Here is a 12,520-nt window from a genome sequence, read left to right as displayed (position 1 = left end):
GGTAGGGGATGTGCAGGGTGCGGCCGTCCAACCGGACGCGACGCGGTAGAGCTCGTCGGCGAAAGGCTCGACGCGACAACATCATCCACGTCGCGTGATCCGGGGCCGGGTCGCGTCGGTGGAATCGCTGGGCGAGAGCGCACCGCTGGTGCCCATGGCCGACGTGCGGGAGGGTCCACACCCTCGGGGCCGGACACCGCTCCAGGGGTGTCGTCCGACCGACACCTTGGGTGGCTATTTGCGCGGAGATTGCCGAGCGACGATATCTATCGAGGCAGATTCCAGGCCTACCCCACCACCCCTGATGGCGACCTCGCCAGGAGTTCACTCACATGCATGCCACCTTTGTCGCACATGTTCGCCGTCAGGTCGCCGCCTATGGCAGCACCCGGTCGTATACGTACCTGCGGGAGGCGGGTCGTGAGTTGATCGAGGATATCGATACTTTCTCGGACCTGGACCGGGACGCTCGGGCGCTGGCCGACTGGCTCTCGCGGCGCGAGGAGGCCGACCGGCCGGTGATGTTGCTGTACCCGCCCGGCCCCGAGTTTCTGCGCGCCTTCCTCGGCTGCTTGTACGCCGGAGTGATCGCGGTACCGGCGCCCGCGCCGCACGATGCGCGCAGTTTGCGACGCGTCCTCGGGATCTTCGGCGATGCGGGAGTTCGTCTGGTGCTCACCACCGCCGAGCTCGGTGAGCCATTGACCGCGTGGATTCGCGAGGACGAGGGCCCCTTCACGAGTTCGATCTCGGTCGCGGCGACCGACGGCGAGCCGCTCGGCGATCCGGACGCCTGGGCAATGCCCGATATCAGCGGCGACACCATCGCTTTCCTGCAGTACACCTCGGGCTCCACCGGTGAACCCAAGGGCGTGGTCGTCTCGCACGCCAACCTCATGCACAACGAGGCGGCCATCGCCGCCGCTACCGCGGCCGATGACACCAGTGTCGGCGTCGGCTGGCTGCCGCACTTCCACGACATGGGGCTGATCGGCATGCTGCTGCAGCCGATGTTCGTCGGCGGAAACTTGGTCTACATGTCGCCGCTGACCTTTCTGAAGCGGCCCGTCCGGCTCCTCGAAGCCATCGATCGTTATCGCGCGCACATCACGGCGGCCCCGAACTTCGCCTACGAGCTGATGGCCCGCCGGGTGACGGATGCGATGCTCGCGGAACTCGATCTTTCCTCACTGCGTGTCGCGTTCACCGGCGCCGAGCCGATCCGCGCGCGCACCCTCGACGCGGTGATCGAGCGGCTCGGTCCCGCCGGGTTCCGCGCGGACGCTTTCCTCGCCGCGTATGGCCTGGCGGAGACGACGCTGATCGCCACCGCCGGCGGGGTCGGCCGGCCGACGGTTCGCCTCGCCGCGGATCCCGGCGCCTTGGAACGCAACCGGCTCGTCCCCGCCGAGGACGGCACTCGTCTGGTCGGCTGTGGCGCGGCGGTAGCGGGGCTCGACATCCGCATCGTCGACCCCGTCACCCTGCGGACACTCCCGGATGGTCACGTAGGAGAGATTTGGATCGCCGGAACCAGTGTGGCACAGGGCTATTGGGGACGAGGCGAGGAAACCCGCGACCGGTTCGCCGCCTATACCGAAGGCGCCGGACCGTACCTGCGCAGCGGGGATCTCGGCGCCCGCCACGCCGGTGACCTCTACATCACCGGACGGCTCAAGGACCTGATCATCCTGAACGGCCGCAACCTGTATCCGCAGGACATCGAGGAGGCCGTGCGCGAAATCCACCCGGCGCTGGCCGATTCCGGGGTGCTGTCGATCGAGACCGGCGGTCAGGAGCGGTTGCTGGTGATCCAGGGCGTGCGAACCGACGCGTCGGGTGAGCCGCACCCGGCCGAGCTGGCGTCCCGAATCCGGACCACGGTGGCCCGCGCCTTCGAGGTGCCCGCACCGAGCGTGGTGCTGGTCGAACGTCACGCGGTGCACCGCACCACCAGCGGCAAGGTGCAACGCGCCTCGATGCGGGCCGCGTTCCTGGACCGCACGCTCGACGCCGTGCTGCACGAGGAGATCGAACCGGCCGTCGAGCACGCGCGCACACCCGTCCCCGCTCTCGTCTGACCCCACGAACCGAACTATCAGGAGATCACCGCAGATGAAGGCACTCATGAGCACCCCAGAACACGTCCTCATCGCCGACTGGCTGGCCAGTCGGGTCGCGGATCACCTCGACCGCCCCGCCGACGACATCGACCCCACGGTCCCGCTCGCCGAACTGGGCCTGGATTCGGTGTCGGCGGTGGGCATCTGCGGCGAGATCGAGGAGGAGTGGGGCCTGGACGTGGATCCGACGATCGTGTTCGACTACCCGGCGATCGTCGACCTGGCCGCCTACATCGCCGATGAGGTCGGCACGCAACGCGAGCGCGCCGCATGACCGACATCGCGATCGTCGGGCTGGACTGCCGCTTTCCGCAGGCGCCGGATGCCGCGGCACTGTGGCGGCTGCTGATGGCGGGGGCGGACGCCATCGCCGACGTTCCGGCCCAGCGGTGGCGGGCAGCCGATCTCTACCACCCGGACGGCGGTCCTGGTGCGGTCAACAACCGCAGCGGCGGATTCCTCAGTGACGCCGACGCATTCGACCACGAGTTCTTCGGCATCACGCCCCGGGAGGCGGAAGCGATGGATCCGCAGCAGCGGCTGCTGTTGCAGTCCGCGTGGCGCGCGTTCGAGGACGCCACCCTCGATCCGCGCGGGCAGGCGGGCTCGAACACCGGCGTCTTCGTCGGTGTCATGGCCAACGAATGGGCCACCGTCCACCTGCGCGATTACGCGCGCATCACGCCGCAACTCGGGTCCGGCAACGGGTATTTCATGACCGCCAACCGCCTGTCCTACCAGCTCGATCTGAAGGGTCCGAGCATCGCCGTCGACACCGCCTGCTCGTCGTCGCTGGTCGCCGTGCATCAGGCCTGCGTCGCGCTGCGCGCCGGGGAATGCGATCAGGCGCTGGCCGCGGGCGTCAACATCAAGGTCACACCCACGCTCAATATCTTCTACACGCAGGCCGGTCTGTCGGCGCCGGACGGGCGCTGCAAACCGTTCAGCGGCAAGGCCGATGGCATCGGCCGCGGCGAAGGCGTCGCGGTGCTGGTGCTGCGCCGGCTCGCGGACGCGCAGGCCGAGGGCTTGCCGATCTACGCGGTGATCACGGGCAGCGCGGTGAACAATGACGGCCGCAGCAACGGGATCACCGCCCCGAACCGGTGGGCGCAGCAGCAGGTGGTCACCGAGACCTACCGGCGCGCGGGGGTGAGCGCGGATCAGGTCGCGTTCCTGGAGGCGCACGGCACCGGAACCGTGCTCGGCGACATGATCGAGGTCAAGGCGCTGGGTGCGGTGCACGCGGTGCCGCGGCCGCAGCCCTGTGGGATCGGCTCCATCAAGGGCAATCTCGGGCACACCGAGGGGGCCGCCGGTATCGCGGGGCTGATCAAGGCGGCGCTGAGCCTGCACCACGGCGTCGTGCCGCCCACCCGGTACGCGGCCGACGAGAATCCGAAACTTCGCCTGGCCGGTCACGGGCTGCGACTGCTCACCGAGCCGATGGCCTTGCCGGATGGGCCGAACTACGGCGCGGTCAGCAGCTTCGGCATGGGCGGCACCAATGCGCACATGCTGCTCGCGACCGCTCCCCCGGTGCAGCCGGCGCCCGAGGCGCTCGGCGGTGGCGTGCTCACCCTGTCGTCGAACGATCGAGAGGGGTTGCGGCGCAACGCCGCTCGATTCGCCGAGCGGCTGGCTCAGGATTCCGCCGCGCTGGGCCCGGTGTGCTGGTCGACGAATCAGGTCAAGTCCTCGGGCCGCCACCGGCTGGCATTCGTGGTGCGGGGCCGGGACGAGGCGGTCACGACGCTGCGCGCCTGCGCCGGCGACGACACCGTGCTCGACGCGAATTCCGGTGTCGCGCGGCGGCCTTCGATCGGATGGCTGTGCACGGGCCAGGGCGCGCAATACCCCGGAATGACGCGCGCCCTGTACACGGAGTCCGCGGCGTACCGCCGGGCGCTCGCCGAGGTGGACGAGCACATGTCGGCACATCTGCACCGTTCCGTGGCCGAATTGCTGTTGGGCGACGACGAGATCCTGCATCGCACCGAATTCGCGCAGCCCGCGATCTTCGCGGTCGAGTACGCACTCGCCCGGGTGCTCACCGACATCGGTGTCCGGCCCGCATGGCTGCTCGGCCACAGCATCGGAGAATTCGCGGCCGCCGCCATCGCCGGCGTGTTCGGCCTCGACGACGCCTGCCGTCTCGTCGCCGCCCGCGGGCGGCTCATGCAGCAGTTGCCCGACGGCGGGGCGATGCTCGCGGTCCGCGCCACCCCGGAGTCGGTCGGCGAACTGATCGCGGACGAGCGCGAGGTGGCGCTGGCGGCGATCAACAGCCCCCGAGATGTGGTGCTGTCCGGCGCGGCGGACGCGATCGGCCGCCTCGGCACGGTGCTCACCGACCGCGGCGTCACCGTCCGGCCGCTCACCGTCTCGCATGCCTTCCATTCGCCGCTGATGACACCCATGCGGCAGGCGTTCGCGGAGGTGGCGCGGGAGTGCGTCTACCGGCCGCCGAGCATCCCGATCTACTCGACGCTGCGCGGCCGCCTACTCGCGGCCGACGAGCCGATGGACGCCGTCTACTGGGTCGAACACATCGAGGCGACCGTGCGTTTCGCCGACGCCGCGGCGGCCGCCCTCGCCGCCGAACCGACGCATCTGATCGAGCTGGGCCCGCAGCGCACGCTCGCGCCGATGCTCACCCGAGCGGGATCACAGGTGCCCACCCTGACGCCGTGCCCGGGACCCCGGGCGACGGGCCACGAATTGGCCGCCACCGTCGCCGCGCTGTATCGCGATGGATTCGATCCGGACTGGGATGCGCTGTACGAGCCCGCCGCTCGGCTCCGGCAGCGTGTCGGTGGATACGAGTTCGACACCACCCATCGCTTCTGGACCCGAACCGATGACGCCCCGGCCACCGAATCACCCACCCCCGCACCGCAACACACCGAGGAAACCACCATGGAGCAGCTGATCGCACTCTTCCGGGAGCAGGCCGCCGTGCTGGCGGCGGCCGCCAACGGGCGGCCCGGGACGGACCCGCGACCGACTCGCCCGGGTCTGGACGGCACGAACTCCGATGTCGCGGCTGCGATCCGGGCCGAGGCCGCGCGAGTCAGCGGCTTTCCGGCCGGGAAGTTGACCGACAGCCAAACCATCAGCGGCGACCTGGGATTCGACTCGATCATGATCGCCGATCTGTTCAACGGCATCGCCCGCACTACTCCCGGGCTCGTCATCGCACCGGACTGGTTCACGCCCGAAACGACTCTCGGTGATGTGATCGCGCTCGTGGCGGGAAATTCGGGACCGGAGGATGCTCCTGCGGCCCCCGAGCCCCTGGCGCCACCACGGGCCGTGGTGGAACCCCAGTGCCGCATCGCGGACTTCCCTGAGGTCAAAGCGATCTCCGACCGGATCGGACTGGCCGAGTCGCTCGGCGTGTCCAATCCCTACTTCCTGATCAACGACGGGGTCACCCGGGACACCTCGATCATCGAGGGCCGGCCGGTGCTGAACTTCTCCAGCTACAACTACCTGGGCATGTCCGGGCATCCGGCGGTCGTCACCGCGGTGCAGGACGCGGTGGCGCGATACGGCAGCTCCGTGTCGGCCAGCCGTGTGCTCTCCGGGGAGAAGCCGATCCATACCGAGCTGGAGCACGAGCTCGCCGCGCTGCTCGGCACCGAGGACGCGATCGCGCTGGTCAGCGGCCACGCCACCAATGTCACGGTGATCGGGCACATCGTCGGACCGGAGGATCTGATTATCCACGACAGTCTGGCGCACGACAGCATCCTGCAGGGCTGCAAGCTCTCCGGTGCTACCCGGCGCCCGTTCCCGCACAACGACCACGCCGCGCTCGACCGCATACTCACCGACATCCGCCACCAGTATCGGCGGGTGCTCATCGTGATCGAGGGCGTGTACAGCCAGGACGGCGATATCCCGGATCTGCCCGCGATCATCGGCGTGAAGAAGAAGCACCAGGCACTGTTGATGATCGACGAGGCGCACAGCATCGGTGTGCTCGGTGCGACCAGTGGCGGCATCGGCGAATACTTCGACGTGGACCGCGGCGATGTGGAGCTGTGGTCCGGCACGATGTCGAAATCGCTGGCGGGCTGCGGCGGATACGTCGCGGGCAGCCGGGAGCTCATCCGGTTCCTGAAATACACCACTCCCGGATTCGTCTACAGCGTCGGCATCACCCCGCCCAATGCCGCGGCATCTCTCGCGGCGCTGCGCCAGATGCGGTCGGAGCCAGAGCTTTTGGAGCGGCTCCGTGACATGTCTGGGCTGTTCCTGGGGCTGGCCCGGGAGGCAGGAATCGACACCGGCGACAGCCACGACACTCCCGTCATCCCGTGCATCGTCGGCGACTCGATGAAGACCCTGACCCTGTCGAATGCCTTGCTGCGGCGGGGAATCAATGTGAATCCGATCGTGTATCCGGCGGTGCCGGAGGACAAGGCCCGGCTACGGTTCTTCGTCACCGCATGCCACAGCGAGGAGCAGATCCGCCACACGGTCAAGGTGCTGGCCGAGGAACTCTCGATCGTGGCCTCATGCTGAGACGACTCGCCCACCTGACGGTCGCGCACCCCAAACCGGTTCTCGCCGTGACGATCGCCGTGCTCGTTCTGGCCGGACTGCTCGGGGCCGGTGCGTCCTCGCAGCTGAAGGTCGGCGGGTTCGAGGATCCGCGGTCGGAGTCCGCCCACGTGCAGCGGGCCCTCGACACCGAGTTCGGCGGATCGCCCGATCTCATCCTGGAGGTGACCGCCCGCGACGGCGATGCCGACAGTCCTGCGGTGGCGGCCGCCGCGCGACGCCTGACGCGGGACCTCGCGGCGGAACCGGATGTCGTGGTCATGGGGTCCTATTGGTCCCAGGGAGTTCCGGAGCTACGCAGCTCGGACGGCCGGTCGGGGCTGGTGCTGCTGCATACCGAGGGCACTCCGGAGCAGCGGGCGCGGGTCGGCGAGACGATCGTCGACGAACTGCCCACCGACGATCCCGCCATCCGGGTCCGGGCCGGCGGGATCCTGGGGCTGACCAACGAGATCGAGCACCATGTCAAGAGCGATCTCGTGAAATCCGAATCGATCGCGCTACCCGCGACACTGTTGTTGCTGATCGTCGTCTTCGGTGGCGTGGCGGCGGCGTTGCTTCCGCTGTCGGTCGGCATCTTCTCGATCCTGTCCACCACACTGGTGCTGTACTGGCTGGCCAAGGTCACCGATGTGTCGGTGTACGCGCTCACCGTGGCCACCGCCTTCGGGCTGGGGCTGGCCATCGACTTCGGCCTGCTCATGGTGTCCCGGTTCCGTGAGGAGCGTGACCGGGGCCACGAGCCCGGACAGGCGGTGGTGGAGACGGTGACCACGGCCGGGCGCACCATCCTGTTCAGTGCCGCCACCGTGACCGTCGCCATGGCCGGAATGCTGATCTTCCCCACCTACTTCCTGCGTTCGGTCGGCATGGCCGCGATCGCGGTGGTGCTGCTGGCGGCGCTGGCCGCGGTGGTCGTGCTGCCGACGCTGCTGAGCCTGCTCGGTCCACGGGTCGACGCGCTGGCGATCCGCCGCCGCCGCACTCGGCTCGCCATGCCGTCGCGGTTCTGGCGGCGCACGGCGGCGGCGGTGACCCGGCGGCCGATCCGCATGGCGTTGCCCGTGATCGTGCTGTTGATGGCGATGGGAATCCCGTTCCTGCACATGCAATTCGCGACGCCCGACGAGCGGGCGCTGCCGACCGATTCCGCCGCCCGGCAGGTCACCCAGGCCATCCGGACGGACTACCCGGTCGACATGTCGGACGCGGTGACAGTGTTGACCGAGCGAGACCCTCGGGCGCTCGAGGCCGTCGCGCGAGATATCTCCGCGATGGACGGCGTCGCGGCGGTCGAGGGCGGATTCGGGCAGTACGCACGCGGGGTGCGAACTGCCGACCCGCGGCTCGGGAGCGCCGAATTCACCTCCGGCAGCACCGGATTCATGCTGGTGCGGCTGAAGGGTGGCGCGCAGTCCGCGGCCGCGCAGGATCTGGTGCGGTCGATCCGCGAACTACCCGCCGTCACCGCGCAGCACATGTCGGTGGGCGGCGACACGGCGTCCCTGATCGACAGCCGCGCGGCGATCACCGGGCGGCTCGGTCCGGCCCTCGCGATCATCGCGGCGGCGACCCTGGTGTTGCTGTTCCTGTTCACCGGCAGCATCGTGGTGCCGATCAAGGCGTTGCTGCTCAATGTGTTCATGCTCGCCGCCGTGCTCGGGGCCATGGTCTGGATCTTCCAGGACGGTCATCTGGCGGGGCTGCTCGGCGTGACCCCGGCACCGCTGAACCTCGCCATGGTGGTGCTGCTGTGCTGCATCTCGTTCAGCCTGTCGGTGGACTACGAGGTGTTCCTGCTCAGCCGGATCAAGGAGGCCTACGACGCCGGCGCCGACACCACGACGGCCACCATCGAGGGCCTCGGCCGGGTCGGGCGGATCGTGAGCAGCGCCGCCGCACTGCTCACGGTGACGCTGCTGTCGTTCTCGAACGGCCTGTCGTTCATGCAGATGTTCGGAATCGGCACGGCGTTGGCCGTCATGATCGACGCGACACTGATCCGTGGCGTCCTGGTTCCGGCATTCATGCGGATCGCCGGAGACCTGAACTGGTGGGCGCCGCGCCCGCTGCGCCGACTGCATGCCCGCATCGGATTGAGCGAAGCAGCCGCAGTGCCTAGCCGGACGCGGGAGCCGGCGCCCATCGGATCCCCGAAATCGCTTGCGACGGCTCCCGACTCGTCTGCGGTCAGGAAGTGCACCAGGACGTGACGAACGCCGCGAACGACAGGGCGACGAAAGCGATGGCCACGGCAGCGGCCAGCCGGGTGTTCCAACGCTGGAGACGATCCACGCCGAGGAAGGCTGCACTGATGAGCAGGATCGGGATCACCGCGGGAATGATCAAGGCCACCAGAGGCCCGAGAATCCATCCGGCCTTTCGGAATTTGCCCCACGTCGAACCGAGTAGCAGCGGGATCACGACGGCTCCGGAGAAGCCTCCGATCAGCTCATGCCAGATGTCGTTGCCGAGCCAGGGCACGCTCGGGATGCCGGGGACGTCGATGAGGTCCAGGGTGCACCAGAGGCCGATCAGGAGGATCAGCAAGCCGGTGCCCCACAAGGCGATTCGGTAGTGCCACTTGCGCAGCGGGGACCAGTCGACCTGGTGTCCGAGGTGCATGGTCGCCGCCGTCACCGCGGCCCAGATCATCCAGCGGCGGATCAGGCCGGTGCCGGTCTTGGCCATGGCGTCACGGAAGATGCGGTCGGCGTCGTCGCGGTGGATGATCCGCTCGGCGATGTAGCTGGCCGGTTCGTCGCCGTTGAGCACGAGGCCGTCGTGCAGGATGGCGGCGGGCAGGTGGGCGCCCGTTTTCGGCACCAGCCAGGTCAGGAAGGCCGGGACCGAGGTGAGGTCGGTGGTCCAATGCTCGAGGTCCGCCGGGACCAGGATGGTGCCGAACCCATCGGGTGCGTCGTCTTCATATCCGATGCGCCGCAATAGCCGGAACGATTCACGACGGGTCGCCGTGTTGTAGGTCCGATCCAGCATGATCGTGAGGTCGGGTTGCGGTTCGGGTGCGGTGAGTGGCGGCGCGGGCTCAGCCGGTTTGTTGACCACCACGGCGGTGGGACCGACCTCGGCCGCGGCGACCGCGGCCGGCGCCTGCCCCGCGTCGTAGAAGGATCCGGTGCCCTGCTCATCGTTGAGCTCCATCGTCTCAGGGTGACACCGGAAGGCAACGGTTCAGGTCGATATTCGGCGAAGCGGCAATCAAGAAGACCGCTGGTCGGCGCGTCGTTCGTATCCCGTTCGGGCGCGTCGGTGTGCTGTCCGCAGCAGATCTCGGGCGGCCGCTTCGGTGGCGGTCGCCGGGTTGACCACCGACAGCCAACCCGCAGTGCCGTATACGGGGTGCGGGATCCAGGTGTCGAACTCGCTCGCGTCGACGGGATGGTCGTGGAGGTCTCGGGGACCGTATCCGAGTGTGGCCGTGAAGCCTTCGTGTCCGGCGTTGATGTTCAGACGGAAGGCGCCGGGGCGGTCGAGGTCCGACGTCGTGTCGTCGGGGTAGTTCTTGGTCACGATGGTGGCGAAGGGCTGGGTTCGGGTGGGTACCTGGCCGTCGGGGGCGTAGTAGAAGAACTTGTCACCCCAGGCCAGTTCCGGGAAGCCGCTGTCCGGGCCGGGCGCGAGGGTCAGGACGCCGTCCAGGGTCTCGATGAACTCGGTGATCTCGTCGATATCCATGAGTTCTATCGTCACCTTGAAGTGCTTGTGGAGACTTGGGCAGTCAAGGTGGAGGTCGCTGGGTGGAAAGTCGCAACTCGGGGTCGTTCCGTACCGCCGATGTCGCCCGTATGTCCGGGTACTCGGTGCAGCAGATCCGCAATCTCGAACGCGACGGGGTGCTGCCGCCGACGACCCGCAGCGAGACCGGGTATCGCGCGTACCGCGAGGTTCATGTCGTGTCGGCGCGGGCCTATCGCGCGCTCGCCGCGGGTGTGGGGCCGGTCGACGCCAAAGCGATCATGCGCGCCGCTCATCACGACTCCCCCACCGCGATGCTCGAACTCCTCGACGCCGCGCACGCCGCCCTGGACGCCGAACGCCGCGATCTCGCGGCGACCCAGGCCGCCGCACGGCATATCAGCGACGAACCGATCACCGATGTGCGCCAGTCGGATTCGATGACCATCTCCGAGCTGGCCTATGCGATCGGAGTGCGGCCCTCCACGTTGCGGCACTGGGAGGCCATGAGCCTGTCGAGTCCGCAGCGCGGTGACACCCGAGACGCCCGCATCTACACACCCGCCGATGTCCGCGACGTCCGCATCGTCCACCAACTCCGACGCGCCGGTTACGGCATCCCAGCCCTGCGCGCTCTCATGCCCGAGCTCCGGGACGCCAGCCGCCGGCAGGACGTCCTGACCCGTCTGGCCGCCCGCGAGCAAGCCATCGAATCCCGCTCCCGAGCCCTCCTGGCGGGTGCGGCCGAACTCGATGCTCTGCTGACTCGCCCCTGAACCGCGATGACATAATCGGCCGATGACCGACGCAGAGCGGATCAACTGGGACCACCTCAAATCCCGCCAGCCCACCGACGCCGACCGCAGCGCCCTCCAGACCGCCCTGGTCGACCGCGCCCTCGCGGTCAAACAGCACGGCTGGGACGACTATCGCGACACGTGGACCAGCACCGAACTCGCCGACGTCGCCTACCTCCTCCAGGACACGGCCGTCCTCGAGGAACTCGATGAGCCCGAGGGCTCGGTCCTCACCCGCTACGCCGGCAACCTCTACGGATTCAACGGCGCCCGCAAGGACATCGCCGCCGGACTCGTCGGCACCCAGGAATGGTTCACCGCCGCCCGCAAGGCCCTGGCGGCCCGCGAGCGATAGCGAACCGCGCGTGCGGACGGCCGCGCTTTCGTCTGGATCGACGATGAGATCGGTGATGGCGATGAAGAATGGGTTTCCGCCAATCACCGTGGGCCCGCCCTGCTCTACCGGGTGAACCCGCGGAACGGGTTGCGGCAGAGCGACCTCGCCACGATCAGCGAGTGGCTCGGGGCGAACGACACCCCGTCCTGACCTGTTCCTCGTCGGATCAAGCGCGGTCTTGGGGTTGGAGCGCGGCGTCGAGTTCGGACAGGAGTTTCTTCTTCGATCGCGCGCCGACGAGGGTGCGCACGAGCTCGCCGTCGCGGAACAGTAAGAGTGTCGGCTGCGACATGATGGCGTATTCGCGGACTGCCAAAGGGTTTTCGTCGGTGTTGAGTTTGTAGATGGTCAGGGCGTCTGCTCGTTCCGAGGCGACCTCCGCGAGCACCGGCTTGATCATGTGGCAGGGCGGGCACCATTCGGCCCAGAAGTCCACCAGCACGGTCCCCTGCTGGTTCAGGACCTTCTGCTGGAAGGTGTTGTCGGTGATGGAGGCGATCTCGGTCATCTGGGGTCCTTTGTGCGGCGGCGCTTCGGGGAGTGGGCCCGCGGTTCGGCGTGCGGCCTCGTGGAGTCGCTGGACTAGGCCGTCTCTGCGGGCGGTGAGGATGTCGATCTGGGCGGTGAGATCGGTGATGGCGCGGTGGTATTCGGCGAGGGACTCGGGGCAGTCGTCGCCGTGTTCGCTGCCCGAGACCAGGCAGTCGAGGAAGGGGCGGGTTTCCTCGACGGGGATGCCGAGGCGGTTGAGGGAGCGGATTTCGCGGACGAGGCGGATGGTGTCGTCGTCGTATTCGCGGTAGCCGTTGGCGTGGCGGGTGGGGGCTACGAGGCCCAGGGACTCGTAGCGCCGGATCGCTTTCGGGCTGACTTCGGCCAGTCGGGCGAGTTCACCAATCCGCATGGTGGTGAATCTAAACGCTGCCCCTAGGGGC

The 12,520-nt window shown here is 68.5% G+C and carries 9 protein-coding genes; 6 read left to right on the top strand and 3 right to left on the bottom strand.

What is annotated here, in order from left to right; translation table 11 throughout:
• The first annotated feature begins 332 nt into the window (after positions 1-332).
• From ACWEOI_RS32740 to ACWEOI_RS32725, 4 genes are read left to right on the top strand one after another with little or no spacing between them, the layout of a single operon-like run.
• Positions 333-2,081: a fatty acyl-AMP ligase gene (locus ACWEOI_RS32740; protein ID WP_452362106.1), complete on the top strand. Its 1,749-nt coding sequence runs from the start codon at positions 333-335 to the stop codon at positions 2,079-2,081.
• A gap of 46 nt (positions 2,082-2,127) precedes the next feature.
• On the top strand, positions 2,128-2,397 hold the full coding sequence (locus ACWEOI_RS32735) for an acyl carrier protein (RefSeq protein WP_452362105.1): 270 nt from the start codon (positions 2,128-2,130) through the stop codon (positions 2,395-2,397).
• Positions 2,394-6,656, top strand: coding sequence for a type I polyketide synthase (locus tag ACWEOI_RS32730; protein ID WP_452362104.1), 4,263 nt, complete (start codon positions 2,394-2,396; stop codon positions 6,654-6,656). Before ACWEOI_RS32735 ends, ACWEOI_RS32730 begins: the two co-directional genes overlap by 4 nt.
• A complete protein-coding gene (locus tag ACWEOI_RS32725; RefSeq protein WP_452362103.1) occupies positions 6,650-8,908 on the top strand; it encodes an MMPL family transporter in 2,259 nt (752 codons plus the stop codon). Before ACWEOI_RS32730 ends, ACWEOI_RS32725 begins: the two co-directional genes overlap by 7 nt.
• On the opposite strand, the gene ACWEOI_RS32720 is transcribed toward ACWEOI_RS32725, so the two are convergent.
• A complete protein-coding gene (locus tag ACWEOI_RS32720) occupies positions 8,886-9,857 on the bottom strand; it encodes a DUF1353 domain-containing protein (protein WP_452362102.1) in 972 nt (323 codons plus the stop codon). The two genes, ACWEOI_RS32725 and ACWEOI_RS32720, sit on opposite strands and share 23 nt — an antisense overlap.
• A gap of 57 nt (positions 9,858-9,914) precedes the next feature.
• Positions 9,915-10,391, bottom strand: a complete 477-nt coding sequence (locus ACWEOI_RS32715) for a DUF6194 family protein (protein WP_452362101.1) — start codon at positions 10,389-10,391, stop codon at positions 9,915-9,917.
• A gap of 62 nt (positions 10,392-10,453) precedes the next feature.
• On the opposite strand from ACWEOI_RS32715, the gene ACWEOI_RS32710 reads away from it, so the two are divergent.
• On the top strand, positions 10,454-11,167 hold the full coding sequence (locus tag ACWEOI_RS32710) for a MerR family transcriptional regulator (RefSeq protein WP_452362100.1): 714 nt from the start codon (positions 10,454-10,456) through the stop codon (positions 11,165-11,167).
• Positions 11,168-11,189: 22 nt separating this feature from the next.
• Complete coding sequence (locus ACWEOI_RS32705; protein ID WP_452362099.1) at positions 11,190-11,543, top strand: hypothetical protein; 354 nt, start codon at positions 11,190-11,192, stop codon at positions 11,541-11,543.
• Positions 11,544-11,751: 208 nt separating this feature from the next.
• Here the strand turns inward: ACWEOI_RS32705 and trxA are convergent, their stop codons facing one another.
• Complete coding sequence (gene trxA / locus ACWEOI_RS32700) at positions 11,752-12,489, bottom strand: thioredoxin (protein WP_452362098.1); 738 nt, start codon at positions 12,487-12,489, stop codon at positions 11,752-11,754.
• Between the last annotated feature and the right edge of the window lie 31 nt (positions 12,490-12,520).

It is taken from the genome of Nocardia sp. NPDC004340 (genome assembly GCF_053602575.1).
The sequence above is the reverse complement of the archived record's forward strand: the minus strand, read 5'-3'. Positions and strand labels throughout refer to the sequence as shown.